The sequence below is a fragment of the Arthrobacter sp. T572 genome (genome assembly GCF_056780115.1).
The window spans coordinates 1,787,203-1,812,243 of record NZ_JBRAZQ010000002.1 but is presented as its reverse complement, the minus strand read 5'-3'; the positions used below and the strand labels follow the sequence as shown (position 1 = coordinate 1,812,243).

19 protein-coding genes and 1 pseudogene are annotated in these 25,041 nt (G+C 64.4%); 9 read left to right on the top strand and 11 right to left on the bottom strand.

Translation table 11 applies throughout. The features are described 5' to 3' along the window. Positions 1–23: 23 nt before the first annotated feature. The 6 genes from ACUYMZ_RS09570 to dinB form a co-directional block, all read right to left on the bottom strand. On the bottom strand, positions 24–1,820 hold the full coding sequence (locus tag ACUYMZ_RS09570; protein ID WP_481602945.1) for a peptidoglycan D,D-transpeptidase FtsI family protein: 1,797 nt from the start codon (positions 1,818–1,820) through the stop codon (positions 24–26). 42 nt (positions 1,821–1,862) lie between these two features. Next, a complete protein-coding gene (gene ftsL / locus ACUYMZ_RS09565; protein WP_426006987.1) occupies positions 1,863–2,513 on the bottom strand; it encodes a cell division protein FtsL in 651 nt (216 codons plus the stop codon). Continuing rightward, entirely contained in the window at positions 2,510–3,538 is a 1,029-nt protein-coding gene (gene rsmH / locus ACUYMZ_RS09560) for a 16S rRNA (cytosine(1402)-N(4))-methyltransferase RsmH (protein WP_481605845.1), read from the bottom strand. Before rsmH ends, ftsL begins: the two co-directional genes overlap by 4 nt. A 134-nt stretch (positions 3,539–3,672) precedes the next feature. Then, positions 3,673–4,104 carry a division/cell wall cluster transcriptional repressor MraZ gene (gene mraZ, locus ACUYMZ_RS09555; protein ID WP_481602943.1) on the bottom strand — a complete coding sequence of 144 codons (432 nt, stop codon included), beginning with the start codon at positions 4,102–4,104 and terminating at the stop codon, positions 3,673–3,675. A 785-nt stretch (positions 4,105–4,889) separates the two neighbouring features. After that, the gene (locus ACUYMZ_RS09550; RefSeq protein WP_426006984.1) at positions 4,890–5,261 is read right to left on the bottom strand and encodes a DUF3040 domain-containing protein; all 372 of its coding nucleotides are present in this window, start codon (positions 5,259–5,261) and stop codon (positions 4,890–4,892) included. A 240-nt stretch (positions 5,262–5,501) separates the two neighbouring features. After that, on the bottom strand, positions 5,502–6,719 hold the full coding sequence (gene dinB, locus ACUYMZ_RS09545; protein WP_481605843.1) for a DNA polymerase IV: 1,218 nt from the start codon (positions 6,717–6,719) through the stop codon (positions 5,502–5,504). 119 nt (positions 6,720–6,838) lie between these two features. On the opposite strand from dinB, the gene ACUYMZ_RS09540 reads away from it, so the two are divergent. Both ACUYMZ_RS09540 and ACUYMZ_RS09535 read left to right on the top strand, forming a co-directional pair. Next, positions 6,839–7,405, top strand: coding sequence for a hypothetical protein (locus tag ACUYMZ_RS09540; protein ID WP_481602941.1), 567 nt, complete (start codon positions 6,839–6,841; stop codon positions 7,403–7,405). Further along, positions 7,402–8,496 carry a polyprenyl synthetase family protein gene (locus ACUYMZ_RS09535; RefSeq protein WP_426006982.1) on the top strand — a complete coding sequence of 365 codons (1,095 nt, stop codon included), beginning with the start codon at positions 7,402–7,404 and terminating at the stop codon, positions 8,494–8,496. Before ACUYMZ_RS09540 ends, ACUYMZ_RS09535 begins: the two co-directional genes overlap by 4 nt. A 79-nt stretch (positions 8,497–8,575) precedes the next feature. Here the strand turns inward: ACUYMZ_RS09535 and ACUYMZ_RS09530 are convergent, their stop codons facing one another. Then, positions 8,576–8,929, bottom strand: coding sequence for an Rv2175c family DNA-binding protein (locus ACUYMZ_RS09530; protein ID WP_426006980.1), 354 nt, complete (start codon positions 8,927–8,929; stop codon positions 8,576–8,578). Between the two features lie 262 nt (positions 8,930–9,191). Between ACUYMZ_RS09530 and ACUYMZ_RS09525 the strand changes: the two genes are divergently transcribed. Next, positions 9,192–10,535, top strand: coding sequence for a lytic transglycosylase (locus ACUYMZ_RS09525; protein WP_481602938.1), 1,344 nt, complete (start codon positions 9,192–9,194; stop codon positions 10,533–10,535). Positions 10,536–10,614: 79 nt separating this feature from the next. Next, positions 10,615–12,711: a Stk1 family PASTA domain-containing Ser/Thr kinase gene (pknB, locus tag ACUYMZ_RS09520; RefSeq protein WP_481602936.1), complete on the top strand. Its 2,097-nt coding sequence runs from the start codon at positions 10,615–10,617 to the stop codon at positions 12,709–12,711. Between the two features lie 56 nt (positions 12,712–12,767). On the opposite strand, the gene ACUYMZ_RS09515 is transcribed toward pknB, so the two are convergent. Together ACUYMZ_RS09515 and ACUYMZ_RS09510 are read right to left on the bottom strand one after the other, a co-directional pair. Further along, positions 12,768–14,171, bottom strand: coding sequence for a class II 3-deoxy-7-phosphoheptulonate synthase (locus ACUYMZ_RS09515; RefSeq protein ID WP_442422875.1), 1,404 nt, complete (start codon positions 14,169–14,171; stop codon positions 12,768–12,770). Between the two features lie 72 nt (positions 14,172–14,243). Continuing rightward, positions 14,244–15,026, bottom strand: coding sequence for a lysophospholipid acyltransferase family protein (locus ACUYMZ_RS09510; protein ID WP_442422876.1), 783 nt, complete (start codon positions 15,024–15,026; stop codon positions 14,244–14,246). 106 nt (positions 15,027–15,132) lie between these two features. Between ACUYMZ_RS09510 and ACUYMZ_RS09505 the strand changes: the two are divergent. The 3 genes and pseudogenes from ACUYMZ_RS09505 (at position 15,133) to ACUYMZ_RS09495 (ending at position 17,284) form a co-directional block, all read left to right on the top strand. Next, a pseudogene (locus ACUYMZ_RS09505) lies at positions 15,133–15,922 on the top strand (alpha/beta hydrolase). Then, positions 15,919–16,722, top strand: coding sequence for an alpha/beta hydrolase (locus tag ACUYMZ_RS09500; protein ID WP_426006972.1), 804 nt, complete (start codon positions 15,919–15,921; stop codon positions 16,720–16,722). The pseudogene ACUYMZ_RS09505 and the gene ACUYMZ_RS09500 overlap by 4 nt, the downstream one beginning before the upstream one ends. Next, on the top strand, positions 16,709–17,284 hold the full coding sequence (locus tag ACUYMZ_RS09495) for a hypothetical protein (RefSeq protein ID WP_481602933.1): 576 nt from the start codon (positions 16,709–16,711) through the stop codon (positions 17,282–17,284). The genes ACUYMZ_RS09500 and ACUYMZ_RS09495 overlap by 14 nt, the downstream gene beginning before the upstream one ends. Positions 17,285–17,389: 105 nt before the next feature. Here the strand turns inward: ACUYMZ_RS09495 and ACUYMZ_RS09490 are convergent, their stop codons facing one another. Continuing rightward, complete coding sequence (locus tag ACUYMZ_RS09490) at positions 17,390–18,448, bottom strand: ROK family protein (RefSeq protein WP_426006969.1); 1,059 nt, start codon at positions 18,446–18,448, stop codon at positions 17,390–17,392. A gap of 187 nt (positions 18,449–18,635) precedes the next feature. Here ACUYMZ_RS09490 and ACUYMZ_RS09485 point away from each other — a divergent pair, with 187 nt between their 5' ends. Then, on the top strand, positions 18,636–20,447 hold the full coding sequence (locus ACUYMZ_RS09485; protein ID WP_442422877.1) for an AMP-dependent synthetase/ligase: 1,812 nt from the start codon (positions 18,636–18,638) through the stop codon (positions 20,445–20,447). Positions 20,448–20,525: 78 nt separating this feature from the next. Here the strand turns inward: ACUYMZ_RS09485 and ACUYMZ_RS09480 are convergent, their stop codons facing one another. Continuing rightward, the gene (locus ACUYMZ_RS09480; protein ID WP_481602930.1) at positions 20,526–23,921 is read right to left on the bottom strand and encodes a pyruvate carboxylase; all 3,396 of its coding nucleotides are present in this window, start codon (positions 23,919–23,921) and stop codon (positions 20,526–20,528) included. A 303-nt stretch (positions 23,922–24,224) separates the two neighbouring features. On the opposite strand from ACUYMZ_RS09480, the gene ACUYMZ_RS09475 reads away from it, so the two are divergent. Continuing rightward, positions 24,225–25,034, top strand: a complete 810-nt coding sequence (locus tag ACUYMZ_RS09475) for a ParA family protein (protein WP_442422878.1) — start codon at positions 24,225–24,227, stop codon at positions 25,032–25,034. The last annotated feature ends 7 nt before the right edge of the window (positions 25,035–25,041 follow it).

The following is a 25,041-nucleotide window of genomic DNA, read 5'->3' as shown; positions in this document are numbered from 1 at the left end:
GCCGAAACAGACGCCCAAAAAGCTTACTTGACGAACTGCGGCAAGCGCGCGGGCGTCCCCGTGGACGGTGCCACGTTGTAGGTGCGCAGCACTTGGGCCATGACCGAACGGAAAACCGGCCCGTTGGTGATGCCGTAGATGCTCCCCTTGGGCCGCTGCAGCACGACCTCAACGATGAACCGGGGGTCGTCCATGGGAGCCATACCCACCATGGACGCTGTGTAGCCGTCGAATCCCGGCAGGCCATCCTCACGGGGAGCCTGGGATGTTCCCGTCTTGGCCCCCACACGGTATCCCTCGATCGCGGCGTCCTTGATCTGGCCCTCCGTCACCGCGCTCTCCAGGATGTCGCGTACTTGCTGTGCCGTTTCCTGGGAGACCACCTGCCGGCTGTCCTTGGCGGGAACCTTCTGTTCCTCACCCTCGGGCGTGATGTAACTGTCGATCAGCCGCGGTTGGAGCATGACGCCGTCGTTGGCGATGCTTTGGTACGCACGGACCGTCTGCAGGGTGGACTGGGAGACGCCTTGTCCGAACAGCACCGTGTACTGCTGGCGGTCGTCCCATTGATCCGGTTTGGCGAGGATGCCGGTGGCTTCGGCGGGCAGTCCGATGTCGGTCTGCTCGCCGATTCCGAACTTCTTTAACCAGTCGTAGCGCTGCTGCTTGGTGAGCCTGCTGCCTGCCATGACGGTGCCGGTGTTCATGGACCACCCGAGAATGCCCGCGAGGGTCCGTTCCTCCGTGCCGTGCTCAAAGGCGTCCGTGAACGTTTGACCGTCGATGGTGTAGGAAGACGGGATGGTGAAGTGGTCCAGGGGGCTGGACTTGCCTTCTTCGATCACGGCGGCGGCAGTAATCATCTTCTCCACGGAACCGGGCTCGTAGGCAGCAGTCACTGCCCTGACACCGCGGTCCTTGGCATCCACTTTTCCGGGGTCGTTTGGATCCGGTGCATTCGTGTCCGCCAAGGCGATCAAATTGCCGGTCTTGGCGTCCATCACCACAATGACGCCCCACTCGGCGTTCAACTTGTTGACTTGGCTTTGGATTGCCTGCTGGGCGAAATACTGGATGTCCGTGTTGATGGTCAGCTTGACATCCGTGCCGTCCACGGCGGGTGTCAGTTCGTCAGTGGCCACCGGGATGCGGAGGCCGTCGGCTCCGATCTCAAAAACGCGCTTGCCGTCGACGCCCCGCAGGCGTTCATCCTGTGTCTGTTCTATTCCGGCCTGTCCTGTGGTGCCGTCCTGGAGGAAGCCCACTACACCGCCGGCCACGCTGCCGTTGGGATAAACGCGCTTGCTCACCCCCTCTGCCGAGACGCCCGGAACGTGCAGCTTGGAGATCCGGTCTTCCAGTTCGGGCTTCACGTCCTTGGCAACCACGAAGTACTTCTTGTCGCCGGTCAGTGACTGCCTGATCTGAGCAGTGTCGGCTCCCAGGAGCGCCGCCAGCTCCGTGATGCCTTGGTCCCGGGAAATGGTGTCCACTTCCTCAGTGGCCTCGTTGTAGCGTTTGAACTCCGTTGTAGCTGTGTTGAGGACCTGGTCAACCACAATGTTGTAGCGGATCACGCTGCTGGCAAGCACCGTTCCGTTGGCGTCGACGATCTCTCCGCGCTCTGCCGGAAGGCTCTGGGGCCGCAGGCGGCTTTCGAGCGCAGCTTCAGCCATGCCCCCGACATCCAGCCCCTGGACCATGAAGAGCTTGCCGCCGACCACCAGAAGCAACGTCAGCATGATGCCAAGGCCAACCCGGAGCCGTTTCCTCGCCGCCGGCACCTTCGTTTTCTTCGATTTGCCGGGATTCTGCGCCACAGTGATTCCTTGCTGCTGACCTTGCTTCGGTGGATTGATGAACTACTGCCCCGGCTCCTTCTGGGCGGGCGCCGGAACCGATCCGCCGTGCAGTTCCACCGTGGGAGCTGCCGCCGGAGCCGGAGGTGTTGCCGCGGGAACGGACGGAGCCGACGGTTGGGCCGGTTTAAGGTTTTCCAACGGATCCTTGGTAGTTACCGAGGGAACGACGTCAAGCTGGCCTGCCACGGCCGGCGGGGCAATCAAGGCTGAGGGGTTGTCGCCCTTAACAGCAGGGGTTGCCTTGCCGGTCACCGTCATGGTCTCCAGATCAATCTGGCCCTTGACGGTTGACTGGACCATTCCCAATTCTGCAGCCTTGGCGGCAAGATTCTGGGGAGCCTCAAAGTTCTGCTTTTTCTGTGTCAGGTCCTGGTTCTCCTTGTTGAGCGTTGCTGCCTCGGCTTTCAACTGCACCAATTGGTACTGGGCCGTGGAGACCGAAATATTCAGGACGAGGACTGTCAGCAGGGCAAGCGCCAGCACGGAAAAGCACAACACCACGAACGGTGTGCGCTTGCGTCCGGGAGCCGACCTGACGATCGAGAGCGGGGTGCGCGCCTTCTCCGCGGCCGGCTTGGCCACGGGCGACGGCAAGGCCCTTGCGGTGTTTCCTGCCACGGAGGGCAATGTCTTGGCTGCGGCGGTGCTCATGCGACTCTCCTTGGCTTGATGCGCTCTACGGCCCTGAGTCGGGCAGATGCCGCACGGGGGTTTTCGGCTATTTCTGCTGCCGTAGGCACTTCAGTGCCCTTGGTCAGTGTCTTCAGTTCGGGTTTGTGCTCTTCCAGTTCCACCGGGAATCCCAGGGGAGCCGAGGATTTGGACCCGGCCTGGAAGACGGACTTGACGATCTTGTCCTCCAGCGAGTGGTAGGACATCACCACCACCCGCCCACCGAGTGCTGTGGACGCAACTGCTGCAGGAACCGCGCGCTCCAGCACGTCCAGTTCCTCGTTGACCTCGATCCGCAGGGCCTGGAAGGTGCGCTTTGCCGGATGTCCGCCACTCTTGGCCGCACCGGCGGGCACGACGCTGCGGATTTGTTCCACCAACTCACCCGTGGTGGCGAAGGGCTTCAGGTCTCTGGCGGCAACGATCCTGGCGGCGATCCGGCCCGCGAACTTCTCTTCGCCCCACTTGCGGATGATCCGGACCAGTTCTTCCTCGCTGTAGGTGTTAACGACGTCAGCGGCCGTCTGGCCCCGGCTCGTATCCATCCTCATGTCCAGCGGCGCGTCGTAGGAGTAGGCGAAACCACGCTCCCGTTCGTCCAGTTGCAGGGAGGAGACGCCCAGATCCATGAGGATCCCGTGGACTGCCCTGATGCCGAGGTCGGCCAGGACGTCCTCGATCTCGTCGTAGACGGCGTGGACAAGGTCAGTCCGGTCGGAAAACGGCTCCAGCCGGGCCCCGGCCAGCGCCAGCGCCTCCTCGTCGCGGTCTATGCCCACCAGATGGAGGTCCGGAAATCTCTGAAGCATGGCCTCGGAGTGCCCGCCCATGCCCAGGGTGGCATCGATCGCCACGGGCGTTTCGCCGCGACTGCGTGCAGCTTCGAAGCCGGGTGCGAGGAGATTGATGCAGCGGTCTTTCAGGACGGGCACGTGGCGCTCAGATGTGGGCTTTGCCGGATCCTGCTCTTCCACGCTGCCTCCTCTTTCCTCAATCGCTTGCATGGCGTTCTTGAATCGGATCCCCATCCGCGCCTGTCGTCCTGCCGCCTGGCTCCGGGGAAGGTGAGCCAGGGTGGCAGTCCGATGGGCGGCTGGAGGTCCCATCCAAGAACCGGGGCAGCGCCCCCTCTGTCCGGTTATAGGAACCCGGGCAGATTGTCGTCATCGGTTTCCGAGAAGGCTGCTTCCTTCTCGGCGAGGTACTCGTTCCAGGCCTGGGCGTCCCAGATCTCAGCGCGGGTACCGGCACCAATGACCGCCAATTCCCTGTCAAGACCTGCGTAAGCCCGGAGCGCGGGAGGAATGGTCACGCGCCCCTGCTTGTCAGGTACCTCGTCAGAGGCTCCGGACAGGAAAACCCGGATGTAGTCACGAGCCTGCTTGGAGGACAAAGGAGCCTCCCGCATGGATTCGTGGATACGCTCGAATTCCCGCTGGCTGAAGACGTAGATGCAACGCTCCTGGCCCTTGGTGAGGACCAGCCCCTCGGCAAGCTCCTCGCGGAACTTGGCTGGAAGGATGATGCGGCCCTTCTCATCGAGACGCGGGGAATGGGTGCCAAGAAACACCTGCCCACCGCCCCTCAATCAAGGTGCCCGCACATACCCAACGATGCCACTACCCTCTTATGTGCTCCACTTTACTCCACATTGCCCCACAGTCAACGCAGGATCGGGTGTTTCGCCCCCACTCTTGGTGGCATCAGGCCCGGAATCACGCGGATTGCGGCTGCGGGGAGGAAAGTGGGGCACGGGGAGGGCCGCGGGTGGCGAAAAGCTCCACACTGCGGCCCCGGGGAAGGCCGGCGAGGACGGAGGGCGCAGCCAAGGGAGGGAAGTGGAGCACATGGAGGGAAGTGGAGCAGGTGGAGGGAGGATGAGCAGGTGGAGGGAAGTGGCAGGCTCTGGGGGTGGCGTGGTCAAGGACACTGGAGGCCGGGAACGGCCGACCGGTCACGCCCCGTTCAAGTGCTGCTGCGTGTTAAACAAAAAAAGACCCGCCTTAAACACAAAAGACCCGGCGCGGGTCTCCAGGGGCAATCAGATCCGAGCAGGCCAAGCTGAGTGGATGCGGGGAGGCATCTTTACCGACGGTACTTAACCTGCGCACGGAAGAAGTGCCTTCCAGCAATGCATCGGCAGGGCGCCCGGGATGGGCGTTGGAATGGGAGCAGGGGCGCTGGACCTTTTCCAGCTTGGGCATCACCACGTTCTGGCTTGGGCGTCACCACGGAACCGTCACCTCGGAACGGTCACCAGGAACAGAGGCTTCGGGCACGGATGAGGAACCGGGGGCACCGGCATCCTGTCAGCAGTGGGAGTCCGCGCGCAGGCCTGCACGCCGGCTCCGGAGCTTAGGTGTCGTCCCGGCGGCGTTCGTCCCAGCGTTCTTCAAGGTTGCTCATGAAGGAACTCTTGGTCCGCGCCTTGCCTGGCTTTCCGCCGCCGCGGGACTTGCCAAAGGCCGCGCCGCGGAGAGTGGCGAAGTAGACGCCCGCCCCCATGACAACGAAGCCAAGCACGCCCACGAAGATCTGCTGGATCGAGACTCCGACCAGCAAAAGCAGGATGCCGGCAATAGCGCCCAGCACACCGATGATGACATGCCTGGTGGACCAGCTGCGGATGGGATCCGAACCCATGGTGTTGGCAAACTTCGGATCGTCCTCGTGAAGCTGCTTTTCAAGTTGCTCAAGCAGCTTCTGTTCGTGCTCCGAGAGGGGCATCGCGACCTCCTTTAGTCAGCCAGCGTCTGGACGGAACGCGGCCTGTGCGTCTCTTTCCCAAACGATCGGGCGTTGCCAGACGTTCCCGGAAAATCATGACCTTGTGGCAATCATTTTCCGGGCCGACTGTTCAGGAAACAGCTGTCCAGACGATCTAAATATCTGTACTAATTAGGATAGTTTGTCGCGGGCGGTTCTGAAAGACAGCCGGAAGGCCCCGAAGGGGTGTTATGGGACACGTCACGGACCCTCCTGTGGCTTGCCCGGCTCCAGCAGCCTGGCCGGAAGGAGCGTTTTGGAGCCAAACCGTTCAGCCACCCGGTCCAGAGCCTGTTCAGCGGCCCTCCAGTTGTCGTCCCTGCGGTCGAGGCTGAGTTGCAGGGATGTCTGTCCTGCGTGCTCCAACTGCTCGGCGCGGACACCCACCAGGCGAACAGCCATGGGCCGCGAACCCAACGACTCCAATAACTGGACAGCAACCTGGTAGATCAGCTGCGCACTGTCCATGGGCGTCTGCACGGTCTTGCTGCGTGTCACGGTGGAGAAATCGGCAAAGCGGAGCTTGAGGGCAACAGTCCTGGCAAGCATTCCGGAGCTCCGCAGCCGTGCGGCCGTCCTGTGCGACAACCTGAGCAACTCCCGGTGCAGCAAAGCGTCGTCTGCGGTGTCCGTGGAGAAGGTCTCTTCCGCACCGATGCTCTTTTCGAGCCGGACGGGGGTGACCGGCCTGGGGTCTATCCCCAAGGAGAGCCGGTGGACATGCTCGCCGCCCGCACCCAGGACTTTCCGCAGGGAAGCTACCGGCGTGGCGGCGACGTCCGCCACGGTGCGGATGCCCAAACGGGCGAGGACCTCCGCGGTCTTTCCACCCACCCCCCAGAGCGCGTTCACCGGCAGGCTGTGCAGGTAGGGAACGGTGTGGTCGGCGTCGATCATGAGGATCCCGTCCGGCTTGCACCTCGTGGAGGCGATCTTCGCCACGAACTTGGTGGCGGCGACGCCGACGGATGCCGTGATGCCAAGCTCCTTCCACACCGTTCGTCTGATCAGGTGGCCTATGTCCAGGGGCGGTCCAAGCCGACGGATGGCTCCGCCCACATCAAGGAAGGCCTCGTCCACGCTCAGGGGTTCCACGAGGTCGGTGATCGAGGAGAAGATCTCCATGATCTGCGCGGAGACCTCGTAGTACAGCTTGTGCCGCGGATTGATGATCACTGCCGAGGGGCACCGCCGCATGGCGATCGACATGGGCATGGCCGACTTGACCCCCGTGGCCCTGGCTTCATAGGAGGCAGACAGGACTACGGAGCGTTCGGCCGGGAAGCCCACGATCACCGGCTTGCCGCGCAGATCCGGGCGGTTCCGGAGCTCGACCGAGACGAAGAAAGCGTCCATGTCCACGTGCAGGATGCTTGTTCGGCGGAGCTTCCGGAGGGCGTCTCCGGAGACGGGTGGCACTCCCTGCGCTCCGCCCGACGCGCCACCTGATGCTTCCTGACTCACAACGGCAATACTATGCCCGGTCACTGACTAAACTGGAGGCACAGTCCGGCGTCAGCCAGAGGAAGGATACCCCTGTGAAGCCCTTTCGAACTCCTCCATCCCGAGGTTTCGCCCTGCTCGCAGTGAGCATCGCGGTCGCAGTTTCCGCATGCACACCCTCGCCGGGCGGTTCGGCTGCGCCCAGCCCGTCAGGGACCACCAGCACCAACTCTTCCGTGTCCCCTTCCCCGTCCGGCACTGCCGCAACGGCTCAAACCACGCCGCCGGAAGGCTCGGCCTCCCCGGTTCCGGGCGCCACCGCAACCGTGGGCGCCTTGGTGCCGGGATTTCCGGAACAACTGATTCCGGTGATGCCCAAAACGTCGGTCCGCTCCAGCAGCGTGGACAAGAACGCTTCCCCCGCCACCGTTGCCCTCGTGGGTACGGTCAAAGCTCCCCCGGAAGGAGTGGTGGACTACTACAGGGCATCCCTCGAAGCTCAGGGGTTCAAGGTTGTTCCGGGCCAGGAAGCTGTGGGAAACGTCACGTCGATCGATTTCATCAGGGGTGACGGTGAGACCGTCAATCTGTCAGTGCGGCAGAAGGAAGGCGTTTCCACGTTCACCATCGGAGCCAATGTGGCTGCCGGGTCCGTCAAGTGACCCGGAACGAACAACTCCACTCGGAGCAGGGCCGGTTTATTGCCGGCGTCTCGGAGGAACTCACAGGATTCCTTGAGGCGCAGCGGGAGCTCATGGCGACGGTGTCCCCCGACGTCGACCCCCTGGTTACCTCCATTTCCACCTTGGTCACCGGCGGGAAACGGTTGCGCGCCCAGCTTTGCTACTGGGGTTGGAGGGGCGCAGGAGGCGCGGCAGGCGATCCCCGCATCTTCACCGCCGGGTGTGCCCTCGAACTCTTCCAGGCCGCAGCCCTGATCCACGACGACATCATCGACCGCTCCGATACACGCCGTGGCGGACCCAGTGTCCACCGTCGCTTCAGCCAGCTTCACGAGGCCAGCGGCTGGGCACTGGACAATGAGCGTTTTGGCCACGCGGCAGCCATCCTCACCGGCGATCTCTGCCTCTCCTTCAGCGAAGAGGCCTTCACCCGCATTGGCAGCCGTGCCGCCGCAGGAACAGACGCCCGCCGCATCTTCAACCTGATGAGGGCAGAGGTCATGGCAGGGCAGTACCTCGACATCCTGGAGGAAGTGGCCGGACCGGTCCGGGATTCCAAAGGCTCGGTCGACCGGGCCAGATCCATCATCAGGTACAAGTCGGCCAAGTACTCCACCGAACACCCGCTGGGGCTGGGTGGTGCCCTTGCCGGAGCCCCGCACGACCTGCTGGACGCCTACTCGCGGTTCTCCCTTCCCCTGGGCGAGGCATTCCAGATGCGGGACGACGTCCTGGGTGTCTTTGGCGATCCTGAAACCACTGGAAAGCCGGCCGGGGACGACCTCCGCGAGGGCAAGCGCACCGTCTTGGTGGGGTTCGCACTGAACATGGCCTCCAACGACCAGGCCGCCTACCTCGATGCTGCCCTGGGCAAGCCGGACCTCAGCGAAGAAGAAGTGGGCGACATCCGGCGCATCATGGTGGACTCGGGAGCACTCGACGCCACCGAGTCGCTCATCGCCGATTTGAGCAACGAGGCCTTTGCGGGACTGGAACAGCTTCCCCTTGAGGAATTGCCTCTGACGGCTTTGCGCCACCTGGCGGAGGCCGCGGTGAGCCGCGCGGCCTAAGCAGGCCAACACTGGAAACATGACGACGGCGGTCAAGAACCGCCGTCGTGCTTGTTAATTTCGGTGGGAGGAAGACCTGTCACCAGGCCAGGGACTGGGCCCGGCGACGGATTTCTGTCTTACGCCCTTCACGCAGCGCATCAATCGGACGTCCGCGGAGTGATTCATCGGCCGTAAACAGCCAGGTGATGAGTTCTTCGTCGTTATAACCGGCGTCGCTGAGGACGGCGATGGTTCCCTTGAGGCTGTCCACCACGTGCCCGTCCTGCAAAAACAACGCGGGGATCGAGCGGATATTGCGCTCTCCGCGGCGGATGGCCACCAGGGCCCGCTCGTCCAGCAATCCATGGACTTTGGTGACGGTGACGCCCAGCAGTTCGGCGACATCCGGCAACGGCATCCAGTCAGAAACAAGGCTTTCTACATTACTCACGGATCAAGGTTGCCACGCCTGCCTGCCACTCGCCTAGCCGGACGACGACGGCGGTTTGGGCCCCGGCGCCGAAAAGTGCCTTTTGCATTCGCATAATTACCGCCCGGATTTACGAACATGGCGAATTGTTGTGCCGATGGGATAAGTGTGAGAGATTCACATTGATCACTCTTGCACCATTGATAACATCTGTAACATTGGCAACACTGGTAACAGCGGTATCAACCCAACTCCCCCGCTGCCGAGATGAGGACACAATTCCATGACCACGCCCCCCTCGACGAAACGAACCATGAGCATGCCGGTCATAGCGGCAACCACGGCTGCGCTTCCTGCTGTGGTCCTGTCCTCGCTTGCCTTGGCCCAGCCCGCAACAGCCGCGCCGGCGCCACAGCCGCGGAAGATCCCGGCAACCCTGGCAGCCGCCATCCAGGCGCAGGCAACGCAGGCCGGAACCGTTATTCCGGCCCAGGCAGTTGCCTCCACCCTTCCCGCCGCCCTGCGACCCATGGCCCCCGCGGTGCCGGATACGTACACGATCGTCCGCGGCGACACGGTCAGCGCCATCGCCAAGCGTTTCAACCTGGATACCGGCGAGGTCCTCCAGCTGAACAAGCTGACGCCCACCACCTTGATCTACCCCGGTCAAACCCTGAAGCTCAAGGGCTCCGCTCCGGCCGCCCCGCAGCAGCCCGCCGCTCCCGCGCCTGCTCCGACTACCGGTGCCGCCACCTACACTGTGGTCTCCGGGGACACCCTGGGAGCGATCGCTGCACGCCACGGCGTCCCCCTGTCCAGCATCTTCAGCTGGAATGGACTCAACGGCAGCTCCATCATCTATCCCGGACAAAAGATCAAGGTCAGCGGCGGCTCCTCAACTCCGGCAGCGCCGGCACCTGCACCCGCTCCGGCGCCCGCACCCGCACAGCAGGCCGGCTCCAGGACGTACACCATCAAGGCAGGCGACACCCTGAGCTCCATCGCTTCCCGGCATGGGGTCACTTTGTCCGCCCTGATGGCTGCGAACAACAACGTGACTGCCACGACCGTCATCTACCCGGGCCAAAAACTCACCATTCCGGGGACTTCCTCCATCCAGCCGGCCGGTGAGACCAAGCCACTTGTTCCCAGCTCATTCCTCGGCTTCACCTACCCGCCCGCTGTTGTCAGCTCCGCCAATGAGAACAAGGCCCTGCTGAACGCCTCGCCCGTACCCAGCCGCGCTGAAATGAAGACCATCGTGGCGGACACGGCCCGGCGCATGGGGGTCAGCCCGTCCCTGGCACTGGCCTTTGCCGAACAAGAGTCCGGCTTCGACCAGCGTGCAGTCTCTCCCGCGAACGCCATCGGCACCATGCAGGTCATTCCGTCGTCCGGCCAATGGGCCTCCGATCTGGTGGGCCGCAAGCTCAATCTCCTGGACCCCTATGACAACGTGACTGCGGGGGTGGCCATCATCCGTGCCCTCATCGCCACCAGCAAGGACCTGGATACCGCGATCGCCGGTTACTACCAAGGCCAGTACTCGGTCAGCAAGTACGGCATGTATGACGACACCAAGCGCTACGTCGAATCGATCAAGGCCCGCCAGCGCACCTTTGGCTAAGCCGTTAACCTACCCGTGGACGAGGCCCGGATCCCCCTGTGGATTCGGGCCTCTTCCCTGCCTCGATTAGGATCGTAGGGTGCAAGAACCACTGCAGGACCACCTGATCGGGACCACCGTGGACGGCCGCTACGGTGTCCGTTCCCGTCTCGCGCGGGGTGGCATGTCCACCGTCTACCTGGCGACCGACCAGCGCCTTGAGCGGGACGTTGCGCTCAAGGTCCTGCATCCACACCTTGCCAATGACCACACCTTCCTGGAACGCCTCAGCAGGGAGGCGAAAGCCGCCGCGAGCCTCTCCCACCCCCATGTCGTGGGTGTGCTGGACCAGGGGGAAGACGGCCACATCGCATATCTGGTCATGGAGTACGTCAAAGGCCGGACCCTCCGCGATGTCCTGGATGAGCAGGGTGCGCTCCCCCCGCGCCTGGCGCTGGCGCTGATCGATCCCGTCGTGGAAGGCCTGGCGGCTGCGCATTCGGCCGGACTGATCCACCGGGACGTGAAACCGGAGAACGTCCTCATCGCCGATGACGGCCGTATCAAAGTGGGCGATTTCGGGCTGGCACGTGCCGTCACCGCAACCACCAGCACCGGAGCTCTGATAGGGACCGTGGCGTACCTGGCCCCCGAACTGGTCCTCGGCAAGGCAGCAGATGCCCGCAGCGACATTTACTCCGCCGGCATCATGCTCTTTGAAATGCTGACCGGAAAGCAACCCTATGCCGGCGAAACCCCCATCCAGGTCGCCTACCAGCACGTGAACTCAATGGTGCCCCGCCCGTCGGAGGTGGCGCCCGGCCTGGCGCAGGACCTGGACGAACTGGTCCAGTGGTGCACGGCTTCGGATGCCGAAAACCGGCCCGTGGACGGAGCAGCCCTTCTGTCGGAGCTGCGCCATATCCGGACCACGCTCAGTGACGCCCAGTTGGACCTCCGTCAGCCGTCCTACAAGCCGCTCTCCCCCGCCGGTGCCGGCCCCGTAGCGTTTGCTGCCGCCACTCACACTGGCCATGGCGCCCGGCAGACGCAGGAGCACCCTACCGAGGCAATTGCCACCACCGCGTCACCCACGGAGTTCATTTCCCATCAAAGCAACCCCACCACCGTGATGGGCACGGCCGGCGGGACGGGCTACCGGGAGCCCGGCAACCGCATCGCGCTCCCACCCGCCGCTTATGACGAACGCCAGCCAGGCAAGCGCGAACTCAAAAAACTTGAGCGTCAACGCGCCAAGGACCAGGCCCGCGCCGCGGCGACACCTGTCAGGCCCCTGCGTGAAGGCAACCCCCGCCGGCGGGGCCTTATCTGGACCTTGGTCATCGTCATCCTGGCGCTCCTGGCCGGCTCGGCCGGATGGTTCTTCGGCATGGGGCCGGGATCGCCGGGCACCGTCCCCGAGGTCAAGAACAAGACCGTGGCCGAAGCCCAGCAGTTGCTCCGGACAGCAGGGTTCCAGTCCGAGCCACAGGATGTGTTCGACGACGACGTCGAGGCTGGTCTGACGGTCGGAACCCAGCCGGAAGCAGGATCGGTGGTCAGGAAGTTCCAGCCCATCACCCTGTACGTTTCCAAAGGGGCGCAGCTGTTCCCGTTGCCGGACCTCGCCGGGGTGACCCTCGACCAGGCAAAATCTGCGTTGAACGCCGCCGAAATGGCCTTGGGAAACGTCACTGAGGCGTACGACGACAAAGTACCGGCCGGCGTCGTCCTGTCTCAGGACCCGGCCAAAGGCACGGAGGTACGGCACGGCACCCCGGTGGCGCTGGCGGTGTCCAAGGGACCACAGCCCCTTCCCGTCCCGGACGTGCGGGGCTTGCCGCAGGACGCCGCCGTCAAGGCGATCCAGGATGCCGGGCTCAAGGCTGTCATAGCTCCTGAGACCGTCAACGACAAGTCGGTCCCCAAGGGGTCCGTAGTGTCCCAGACGCCTGCCAATGGAACCTTGGTGCGCGGCGAATCCGTCACCCTGACCCTCTCCAAGGGACCCAGGATGGTGAAGGTGCCCAGCTTCATCGGCAAGCAAGCGGACGACGCCGAAAAGGAACTGAAGAAGCTGGGCTTCGAGGTCAGGCTGAACGAGATCCTGGGCGGATTCTTCGGTACCGTCCGCGACCAAAACCCGGTGGACAAGGAAGTTCCAGAAGGTTCCGTCATCACCCTGACGGTGGTCTAGAACGAGCAAAGAGGCGGCCCGGATATCACCGGGCCGCCTCTTTTTTGCGTGGGCGTTTACCGCTTGGCAAGCGCTCCTGCCACGAGGAACGCCATCTCCAGTGACTGCATGTGGTTCAACCGCGGATCACAGACCGACTCGTAGCGGTCCAGGAACGCGTCCTGGTCGATGGGGTCTGCGCCACCCAGGCACTCGGCGACGTCGTCGCCGGTCATCTCGACGTGCAAGCCGCCCGGAACGGTTCCCAGGGAGTGGTGCACCTCGAAGAAGCCGCGGACTTCGTCAATGACGTCGTCGAAGTTCCTCGTCTTGTAGCCGTTGGGCGAGGTGACCGTGTTGCCGTGCATGGGATCGGTGACCCAGAGGACCTGCGCACCGGAGTCCGTGACGCGTTCGACGACGGCGGGCAGCTTCTCGCGGATGTTCCGGGCGCCCATCCGGGTGATGAACGTGAGGCGTCCGGGTTCGCGGTTGGGGTCCAGCTTGTCGATCAGGCGCAGGGCGTCATCGCCCGTGGTGGTGGGGCCGAGCTTGACGCCGATCGGGTTGCGCACGCGGGACAGGAAGTCCACGTGGGCGTGGTCGAGTTCGCGGGTGCGCTCCCCGATCCACAGGAAGTGCGCGGAGGTGTCATAAGGCAGGCCAGTACGGGAGTCGATGCGGGTCAGCGCCCGCTCGTAGTCCAGCAGGAGGGCTTCGTGGCTCGCGAAGAACTCGACGCGCTTGAGGGCTTCGAAGTCCGCCCCGCACGAATCCATGAACGAGATAGCGCGGTCAATATCGCGGGCCAGCGACTCGTAGCGCGCATGGGCCGGGTTCTCAGTGAAGCCCTTGTTCCACTGGTGGACCAGGCGAAGGTCCGCGAAGCCACCCTGCGTGAAGGCGCGGATGAGGTTCAGCGTGGAGGCGGAGGTGTGGTAAGCCTGCAGCATCCGGCCGGCATCGTGCGCCCGTGATTCGGGGGTGAAATCGTAGCCGTTGACGATGTCTCCGCGGTAGGCAGGAAGCGTGACGCCGTTGCGGGTTTCATCGTTGGAGGAGCGGGGCTTGGCGAACTGGCCTGCCATGCGTCCCATCTTGATGACGGGCATGGCTGCACCGTAGGTGAGGACGACCGCCATCTGCAGGATGGTTTTGACCCTCGCACTGATTTTGTCGGCCGTGGCGGCCTCAAAGGTTTCCGCGCAGTCGCCTCCCTGGAGCAGGAAGGCCTTTCCCTGTGCTGCAGCGGCCAGGCGCTCACGAAGGACATCCACTTCTCCGGCGAAGACCAGGGGCGGGACCACGGAGAGTTCCTTCACCGAGGCCTTGAAAACTTCGGCGTCAGACCACGTGGGCTGCTGGGAGATCGGCAGGTCGCGCCAGGCATCCAGGCCGGGATAGTTCGCAGCGCCGCTCTGGGCAGTGCTGGCGAGGGGGTCTGCTACGGATGGTGCGGTGTTCGCGGTTAGCTCAGTCACCCTACAAGAGTAGTAGCCCCGGCGCCGGTTGGGGCACTGCGGGCGTAACTGATCCGGCCGCAGGCGTCACAGTCACCCGGCTTTGGTTCCGTTGTCCCTGGGCTCGTCCCTGTCATCGGCGATGTCCGTGGCGGCTTCCTGGGCGGCTTCGATTTTCTCTACCGGTTCCGGGCCCTTGCCGGCCAACCTGGCCTTGACCACCGCGGCGTATTCGTCCACGTATTCCTGGCCGGACAACCGCATCAGCTCGTACATGATTTCGTCGGTGACGGCACGCTGGATGTGCCTGTCTTCCTCCATCCCATAGTAGCGGCTGAAGTCCAAAGGCTGCCCGAAGATCAGGCCGATGCGCCGGATGTTTGGGAGTCGCTTTCCGATGGGCTGGACTTTTTCGGTTCCGATCATCGCCACGGGAACAACCGGCACCCGCGTCTGGAGGGCAAGCTTGGCCACTCCGACCTTGCCGCGGTAGAGCCGGGCGTCCGGGCTGCGGGTCCCCTCCGGGTAGATCCCCAGGAGCCCCCCGGAGTGCAGGACGTCCTTGCCTGCCTGCAGTGACATCTCGGAGGCCGCGCCGCCGGAACGGTCCATCGGGAGCTGGTTGCTCAGCCTGAAAAAGAGCGCTGTGAGCCTGCCCTTGATGCCCTTGCCGGTGAAGTACTCGGACTTCGCCAGGAAAATCACGGGCCGGTCCACCATCAGGGGCAGGAAGATCGAGTCCGAGAAGGACAAATGGTTGGAGGCGAGGATGGCCGGCCCCTGCCCAGGGACATTGTCCAGTCCCTTGACCCATGGCCGGAACAGCAGTTTGACGATGGGACCAAGGAAGATCCTCTTCATGACCCAATAGAACACGGTGGTCCTCCCACGGCGGAGTGCTGGCATATTCCGGGCTACCGGACAGTATTCACTGCAACCCTACTTCAGTGTGAAATGTCGGGAACAGTGACACGATGGTGCCATGACGGAAAGCACTCCTCCCGCAGCGCCGCTCGCCTTCCACCATCCCGGACACGGCAGCAATGCCTCCACCGGCATCGCCATCTGCCACGGATTCACCGGCAGTCCGTTGAGCGTGCTGCCGTGGGCTGAGCATTTGGCTGCGCAGGGTTTTGCCGTCTCCGTCCCCTTGCTCCCCGGACACGGCACCAGCTGGCACGCACCTGGCGACAACGCGCTGGCAGGACTGGTACCGGACGTTCGAGCGCAGCTACCTTGAGCTGGCCGGACAGACAGAGCACTGCTTTGTGGCCGGGCTTTCCATGGGCGGCGCGGTAGCACTGCGCACGGCGTCCCTGCACGAGGTTTCCGGCCTGGTCCTGGTCAATCCCGGGCTCAGTTTCTATGACCGCCGGGTCCGGTACGTTGGTGCCCTGAAGTACATCATGCGCACCACAACTCCCATCGAGGAGGAGAAACCGACCGCTGCCCCCACCGAGGACGGGGACTACTCCAAGACACCGTTATCGTCCGTGCACGAACTCAAGAAGCTGTTCCGGCACGCTGCCCGTGCCCTGCCAAAGGTCCAGGCGCCGGCGTTGGTCTTCAAGTCGGCCGTGGACGGCGTTATTCCCCCCACCTCCCTGGCCTTGATCAAAAAGCACCTGGACCCCTCCCGCCTGGAGGTGGTCACTCTTCCGGAGAGCGGCCATGTTGCCACGCTGGACGTGGACGCGCCCACGATCTTTACAGAATCCACCCACTTCTTCCGCCGTCACGCCGCAGACAGAGTAGCCTCGGAGTCATCATGAAAACACGTCCTGACCCGTCACCCTTCCTCAGCGCCTGGTCCGGTTCGGGGGCCCGCGTGGGTGTGGTGATGTCGCATGGGTTCACGGGGAGCCCGCACAGCGTGCGGCCCTGGGCCGAACATCTGGCGGCAGCAGGCTATGCGGTCCGGCTTCCGCTGCTGCCGGGGCACGGAACCACGTGGCAGGACATGTCCCGTCGTTCCTGGCGGGAATGGCATCACGCGGTGGATGCTGCCTACCGGGAGCTTGCAGCGGAGTGCGACTACGTCTTCGCCGCCGGCCTGTCCATGGGTGGCACCCTCGCCCTGAGGATCGCCGCGACGCGCCCTGTGGCCGGCACGATCGTGGTGAATCCGGGCCTTGTCCTGGACGATCCCCGTGCCGTGATCGTGGCTGCCCTGAAGTACGTCGTGAAGACCACGCCGGCAATCGCCAACGACATCCTCAAACCGGACCAGGACGAGGGCGCCTATGCACGGACCCCAGTGGCAGCAGCGCACCAGTTGAAGCTGATGTACAAGGACACAGCCGCCATCCTCCCCCGCATCAGCTCTCCGGTCCGCGTCTTCAAGTCCACGGTGGACAACGTCATCTCGCAGGCGAGCCTTGATTTTCTCCGCGCGAAGGTCAACGCGCCGGTTGACATCTCCTACCTGAAGAACAGCCATCACGTGGCAACGCTGGACAACGATGCTCCGGAGATCTTTGCGGGCACCGTCCAGTTCATCCACAAGACCATGGCCGCGCTGACCGGCGTCGAGACCTCCCCCGCAAAGGAAACAGCCAGTGAACAGGCCTGACTCCAACTCACCGGACCAGAGCGCCAACAACGACGACGACGACGCGGTCTGGCTGGACCTGGTGGCACGACTGGAAGCTACGGATTCCGGTCCCGGTCCGGGCTCCACTCCAGATGAGGCCACGGCGTCAGATGCGGACGGCACTCCCTCTGCCCCGACGCCGGCACCGGGTGCCGGTGACCGGCCCAAAGCCTTTCGGGACTTTGACCCGCTGGGCCTGGCTGCCCCGGCAACCACGCCCGCCTCAGCGGAAGCTGCTGCCGTCCCCGCGGAGGAGCAGGGCCGCCCATCCGGGCCACGGGATTTCGAGGTGGACGACGACGATGACGGGTTCGTCCCGGAAGAGCCCCCGAGCCTGGCCGGCACCGAGCCGCTCACCATGCTCGCCTGGCTGGGCGCTGTGGGGGGTCCGCTTGCTTTGCTGTTCACGGCCATGTTCTGGCGTTCGGCGCCTCTGGCTGCCATCCTCGGGATCGTGGCGGCATTCGTGGCCTCGGTGATCTACCTGATCATGCGCCTCCCGCACGAAAAGGACGAGGACGACGACGGCGCCCGCATCTGAGGCGCGGATCCGCACCCCGGCATACCCTTCCGTAGCAGGACCTCCCGGGGTGCTGCCGGCGGCGCGCTGAGGTGCCAGGCGGCGGGGCGTCAGGCGACGCAGGCGTCAGTTGTGGGCCCGGCCGCTGACGCGCGAGAGGTCGGCGGCACCGATCATGCCCGCCCGGGGACCCAGGGCGGCCAGCTCGATCCTGGCCATGGGACGGAAGCCCCGTCCGGTCAGGTTCTTGGCGAAGGCTTCCCTGGCGGGGCCGGCCAGCAGTTCGCCGGCGTCGCACAGCCCTCCCCCGATCACGAACATGCCGGGGTCCAGGGAGGCTGCGAGATTGGCCAGGCCCAGCCCGAGCCATTCGCCTTGGTCGGCCAGGAGTTCCCGGGAGGTGGCATCTCCCGCCAGGGCTAGTGCCGTCACGGCAGCGCCGGTGATGTTGTCGGCCGTGCCACCGGCCTTGGCAAGTAGTGCCCGGCCTTCAGGGGAGTTGGTCCGTACCAGTTGGCGGGCTTCGCGCCCCAGGGCATTGCCGGAGGCATACTGCTCCCAGCACCCGCGGTTACCGCATTCACAGCGGTGGCCGCCGGGAAAAATGATCTGGTGCCCGAACTCGCCGGCAACCCCGTACCGGCCACGTTCCACGCGACCGTCCAGAACCATCGCCCCGCCAATGCCGGTGCCCAGCGTGATGCAGACCAGCCGGCTCTCCCCTTGCCCGGCGCCGAAACGCCACTCCGCCCAGGCGGCGGCGTCGGCATCATTGGTCAGGAGGACCGGGCGCCGGAGGAGGTTCTGCAGGTTTTCCCGCAGGGGCTCGTTGCGCCAGGCGAGATGCGGACTGAAAAGCACCGTGCCGCCGTCGAGGTCCATCCACCCGGCGGCACCGATGCCGACCGAAGCGATCCTGTGCACGCTGCTGAGCTCTGCGACAAGTTCCACGATGGTTTGCTCCACGGCGCGGGGATCCGAACCCGGAGTCGAACGCCGGGCCTCGGCCAGGACCCTGCCGTCGGCGTCGACGACGCCGGCCGCTACCTTGGTGCCGCCGATGTCGATTCCAATGGCCAGGCCCCTCCGACCGAGATGGCTCCTCCTGGCAGCCCAGGGAACGTCCTTCCGGGCGGCGACGGGAGGCTTGGGCCGGGCGCGGAAAGTGGACCGAAGTGGGGGCATCCCAACATCCTATTCGGACCGCCCGCTCCATACTTCATCCTCCGGCGAAGATGGCGCCAAGTTGCCCGGAACGCCCGCCAATCCGTAAAGTTACCCGCCAGTAGGTGAAATAGGACACACCTCCGCGAGTGGGCATACTAGAGTGGAAGCAGCCCCCTCGTGGCCCGTGGATATCAAAGGAGCTACCGTGCGTGAAATCAGTGTTCCTCCCCTCGTCAATGTCGCCCCTGAAACCAACATCACGGACCTCCTGGTCCGGGAAGCTGCCAAGCCATCCAACCCGGCGCTCTTTGCCAAACTGGACGCCAACGGCCAGTGGCAGGACATCCGTGCCAGCGATTTCCTGGCCGATGTCACCGCACTCGCCAAGGGCCTGATGGCCCATGGCGTAGGAGCCGGCGATCGGGTGGGCATCATGTCCCGGACCCGCTACGAGTGGTCGTTGGTGGACTTCGCGATCTGGCATGCCGGTGCGGTTTCCGTGCCGATCTATGAAACCTCGTCACCGTCGCAGGTCGCCTGGAACCTCGGCGACTCCGGCGCCGTTGCCGCTTTCGGCGAGGCAGCCCATCACGAGGACATCATCAGGCAGGCCGTGGCCGCCGAAGACATTTCTTCCGTGACCAACGTGTGGCAGTTGGAGGGCGCAGGCCTTGACGCCCTGCGTGCCGCCGGAGCCGGCGTCACGGATGAGGAACTCGAAGCCCGCAGGTCCGCCGCCGGTCTCTCCGACCTGGCCACCATCATCTACACTTCGGGAACCACCGGCCGCCCCAAGGGCTGTGAACTGACGCACGGCAACTTTGTGGAATTGTCAGAGAACGCCAGGGCCGCGCTGGGCGAGATCATCAACGAGTCCGCCAAGACCATCATGTTCCTCCCCCTGGCCCACGTATTCGCACGCTTTATCTCGGTGCTGGCCGTGGCCGGCGGTGTCAAGGTGGCGCACACTCCGGACATCAAGAACCTCCTCGCGGACCTCCAAAGCTTCCAGCCCACGTTCATCCTCGCCGTTCCACGCGTCTTCGAGAAGGTCTACAACTCGGCGTTGACCAAGGCCGAAGACGGCGGCAAGGGTGCAATTTTCCACCGGGCCGTGGACACTGCCATCGCGTATTCCAAGGCACGCCAGGCCGGATCGGTGGGCCTGGGCCTCAAGGTCAAGCATGCACTGTTCGACAAACTGGTCTACGGCAAGCTGCGGGCAGCCATGGGCGGCCATGTAGCCCACGCCGTCTCCGGAGGCGGTCCCCTGGGTGAGCGGCTGGGCCATTTCTTCCAGGGCATCGGTCTCCAGATCCTGGAAGGCTACGGCCTGACCGAAACCACGGCGCCGGTGTCGGTCAACACGCCGTCGATGATCCGGATCGGAACGGTAGGCGCACCGCTTCCGGGCAACGCCGTGAAGATCGCCGACGACGGCGAGATCCTGGCCAAGGGCGTGTGCGTCATGCGCGGCTACTACAAGAGGGAAGACCTTACGGACGAGACATTCATCGATGGTTGGTTCCGCACGGGAGACATCGGCGAACTGGACAGCAACGGCTTCCTGAAGATCACCGGACGCAAGAAGGAAATCATCGTGACTGCCGGCGGCAAGAACGTGGTTCCCGCGCAACTCGAAGACCAGATCCGCGCCGACGCGCTCGTTTCCCAGGTCCTGGTGGTCGGAGACAACCGTCCGTTCATCGGCGCCCTGGTCACCCTCGACGAAGAAGCGCTTCCGGGATGGCTGGAACGGCACGGGTTGCCCGCCGGCACGCCCCTGACGGAAGCCACGGGCCACCCCGTGGTCAAGGCCGCGGTCCAGGACCTCATTACCAAGGCCAACCAGTCAGTGTCACAGGCCGAGGCCATCAAGTCCTTCCGGATCGTGCCGTCGGACTTTACCGAGGCCTCCGGCCACCTCACGCCGTCCCTCAAGGTCAAGCGCGCCCAGGTCATGAAGGATTTCGACACCGTGATCGAGGAAATGTACTCCGCTCCCCGGGCTTCCTAGGCTCCTGCAGCCGGGTACCCGCAGCAACAAAAGAACCCCGCCGGGAAACTTCCCGGCGGGGTTCTTTGAGTTCGATCGCTAGCCGATCACCAGCAGCAAGTCGCCACCTTGGACCTGCTCCACGGCGGAGATAGCCAGGCGCGAAACCGTGCCTGCCACCGGAGTGGTGATGGAGGCTTCCATCTTCATGGCCTCGATCGTGGCGACGGTGTCGCCGGCCTTGACCTCGTCGCCAACCTTCACGGTGACCGTGACGGCTCCGGCGAACGGCGCGGCAACCTGCCCCGGCTGCGCGGGATCGGCCTTCTCTGCCGCCTTGACGTTGCTCACCACGGAGCGGTCGCGGACCACCACCGGGCGGGACTGGCCGTTGAGCGTACACATCACGGTGCGCATGCCCTTTTCATCAGCTTCGGAGACGGCTTCCAGCTGCGCGATGAGCCGGACGCCCTTCTCGAGTTCGATGATGTGCTCGGCACCGCGCTGCAGGCCGTACAGGTAGTCACGGGTGTCCAGCACGGAGATGTTTCCGTAGGTCTCGACACTCTTCTGGTAGTCCTTGGTGGGGCCGGCGAAGAGCAGCCGGTTCAACGTCTGCTGGCGGGTCTTGGAGTCCGCCTTCAGCGCTGCACTGTCCTCGGCACTGATTTCGACGTCGCGCACCTTGATGCTGCGGCCTTGGAGGGCCTTGGTACGGAACGGCTCGGGCCAGCCTCCGGGAGGATCACCCAGCTCGCCGGACAGGAATCCGATCACGGAATCGGGGATGTCGTAGTTCTGCGGATTCTCGTTGAAGTCGGCCGGATCGGCATTGAGGCCCACCAAGTGCAGGGCGAGGTCGCCCACCACCTTGGACGACGGCGTCACCTTGACCAGTCGGCCCAGGATGCGGTCAGCCGCCGTGTACATGTCCTCGATCGCTTCGAACTGCTCCCCCAGGCCGAGGGCAATGGCTTGCTGGCGGAGGTTGGACAGCTGTCCACCGGGAATCTCGTGCTTGTAGACACGGCCTGTCGGGCCCGGAAGACCTGACTCGAACGGCGCGTAGACGCGGCGGACGGCTTCCCAGTACGGCTCAAGGGCGCCTACGTTCTCCAGGCTGAGGCCTGTGTCGCGCGGGGTGTTGGCCAGAGCGGCAACGAGTGCGGAAGCTGCCGGCTGGCTCGTGGTGCCGGCCAGCGACGCTGCGGCGACGTCGACAGCGTCGACCCCCGCCTCAACTGCTGCGAGCAGCGTGGCGAGCTGGCCGCCGGCGGTGTCATGGGTGTGCAGGTGGACAGGCAGGTCGAAGCGCTCACGAAGAGCAGAAACAAGCTTGGCCGCGGCAGCCGGACGCAGGAGGCCTGCCATGTCCTTGATGGCAAGGATGTGGGCTCCGGCGTCCACGATCTTCTGCGCGAGGTCCAGGTAGTAGTCAAGCGTGTACAGCTTCTCTTCCGGGTCAAGCAAGTTGCCCGTGTAGCACAGGGCGACCTCTGCAACAGCAGTCCCCGTAGCACGGACGGCGCGGATGGCCGGGGCCATCTGGTTGACGTCGTTGAGGGCGTCGAAGATACGGAAGATATCGATGCCGGTGGCCGCGGCTTCGTTGACGAAGGCTTCCGTGACCTCTTCCGGGTACGGCGTGTAGCCCACCGTATTGCGGCCGCGGAGAAGCATCTGGATGCAAGTGTTGGGCAGGGCCTGGCGCAAAGCAGCCAAGCGGTCCCAGGGATCCTCGCCCAGGAAGCGGAGCGCGACGTCGTACGTTGCACCACCCCAGGCCTCCACGGACAGCAAATCGGGCAACAAAGCCGTCACGGCCGGGCCGGCGGCCACGAGGTCGCGGGTGCGGACGCGCGTTGCCAGGAGCGACTGGTGCGCATCGCGGAACGTGGTGTCCGTAACAGCCAGGGCATCCTGCTCACGCAGGGCCTTGGCGAATCCCTCCGGACCAAGCTGCTGAAGACGCTGGCGTGAACCCGAGGCGGGCACGGGCCCGTCGATGACGGGCAGCTTGCTGGCGGGGTCCGACTGGACCGTCAGTTCACCGTTGGGCTTGTTCACCGTGACATCGGCAAGCCATGTCAGGAGCTTGGTGCCACGGTCAGCCGAGATGTGGGACTTGAGCAGTTCCGGGCGCTTGTCGATGAAGTCCGTTGCCACGTTCCCGGCATTGAAGTCCGGATCCGCCAGCACAGCCTGGAGGAAGGGGATGTTCGTGGAGACACCACGGATACGGAACTCCGCGAGGCCACGCCGTGCACGGGCGACCGCGGCCGGGTAATCGCGGCCGCGGCAGGTCAGCTTGACCAGCATGGAGTCGAAGTGCGGGCTGATCTCGGCACCGGAATAGACGGTACCGCCGTCGAGCCGTACACCGGCGCCACCAGCGGAACGGTAACCGGTGATTTTTCCAACGTCGGGACGGAAGCCATTGGCGGGGTCTTCCGTGGTGATACGGCACTGGAGAGCGGCGCCCTTGATCGAGACGGTCTCCTGGCTCAGGCCAAGGTCGGCCAGGGTCTCGCCGGAAGCGATGCGCATCTGCGCCTGGACCAGGTCCACATCCGTGATTTCCTCCGTCACGGTGTGCTCGACCTGGATGCGGGGGTTCATTTCGATAAAGACATGCTGTCCGGCACGGGCGCCCTCGGTGTCCACGAGGAACTCGACGGTCCCGGCGTTGACGTAGTTCAGTGCCTTGGCAAATGCCACCGCGTCCCGGTAGAGGGCTTGGCGGATGTTGTCGTCAAGGTTGGGAGCCGGGGCAATCTCAACCACCTTCTGGTGGCGGCGCTGCAGCGAACAGTCGCGTTCAAACAGATGCATGACGTTGCCTTCGGCGTCGGCCAGGATCTGTACCTCGATGTGGCGTGGACGCAGTACGGCCTGCTCGAGGAACATCGTGGGGTCACCAAAGGCCGCATCAGCCTCGCGCATTGCGGACTGCAGGGCCTCCGGGAGCGCCTCGCGGGTTTCAACGCGGCGCATGCCACGGCCGCCGCCGCCCGCGACGGCCTTGGCGAAAATGGGGAAACCGATCTCGTCCGCGGCAGCGATCAGTTCGTCCAGGTCCTTGGACGGCTTGCTCGACTTCAACACGGGGACGCCGGCCTTGCGGGCCGCCTCCAGGGCAGCAACCTTATTGCCGGCCAGCTCCAGCACCTCAGCCGGCGGACCGACGAAGGTGATGCCTTCGGCATTGGCGGCACGTGCCAGGTCTGGATTCTCCGAGAGGAACCCGTAGCCGGGGTAAATGGCGTCGGCGCCGGCTTCCTTGGCGACGCGGACTACCTCCTCAACGTCCAGGTAAGCGCGGACGGGGTGGCCCACCTCGCCGATCAGGTAAGCCTCGTCGGCCTTCTGCCGGTGGATCGAGTTACGATCCTCGTGCGGAAAGACAGCAACGGTCTTGGCGCCCAGTTCATAACCAGCGCGAAACGCCCTGATCGCGATTTCTCCGCGATTGGCCACCAGAATTTTCGAAAACATACTTCTCCTGCATCATTGCGGGTGGATCGGTCGGTGGTCACAGTGTGTAGTCTCGCCAGCATCAAACACAAATCTTTGTGGCAACCATCACAAAGTAATCGTCATGTGCCTTGTATATGCGTGCGCGCGACCCCTCAGCCGTGCTAATACGCAGCATCTTCCCATCTGACCGTGGCGCGTAGAAAGCGGGAAACCGGGGTGGGGCCACTTATGATGTTGAAGGGGCTTCGGCAAGCCCCTGGCTCCGATCCGGGGCGGAAAACAGCGCGATACGGCAACCGGCGTTAGGTTTTGGGTTTTCAAGTGCAAGTAGTCAGCATCAGCAGCCTCAAAGGTGGAGTGGGAAAGACCTCCGTGACAACGGGTCTGGCGTCCGCGGCCCTCGCAGCCGGAATTCCCACCCTGGTGGTGGATCTCGATCCCCACGCTGATGCAACCACCGCGCTGGGGGTACAGCCCGGCAGCCAGTTGGACATAGGCCGCATGCTCAAGAGCCCCCGCAAGGCCAGGCTGCCGGAGAATGTGGCCGGCAGCAGCTGGGTCTCCAACGGCTCCAGCGACGGCAAGCTCGACGTCGCAGTCGGGTCTGCATTCACCGGCATCTACGACCGCCCGGACCTGGGTCGGAGGGACTTACGGCGCCTTTCCGCCGTCCTGGCAGGCACCACCAGCTACGAGCTCGTCCTGGTGGACTGCCCACCCTCCCTCAATGGCCTGACGCGCATGGCCTGGAGTGCCAGCGACCGCGTGGTCCTGGTAGCAGAGCCCGGGCTGTTCTCCGTGGCGGGAACAGAACGGACCATGCGTGCGATCCAGCTGTTCCGCCAGGAGTTTGCCCCCAACCTCGCCCCGGCAGGCATTGTTGCCAACCGCGTGCGCACCGGTTCATCGGAACATGCTTTCCGGCTTGCCGAGATGGAATCGATGTTCGGTGAGCTGCTGCTGTCCCCCCACATTCCCGAGCAAGCAAACTGGCAGCAGATCCAGGGGGCAGCCCACTCTGTCCACCACTGGCCCGGGGACTCGGCCAAGAACTCGGCAAAGCTCTTTGACGACCTTCTGCAGAATCTGCTGGGGGGCAAGTCCGCCGTACGGGACCGCCGCCAGCGCTGACATACTG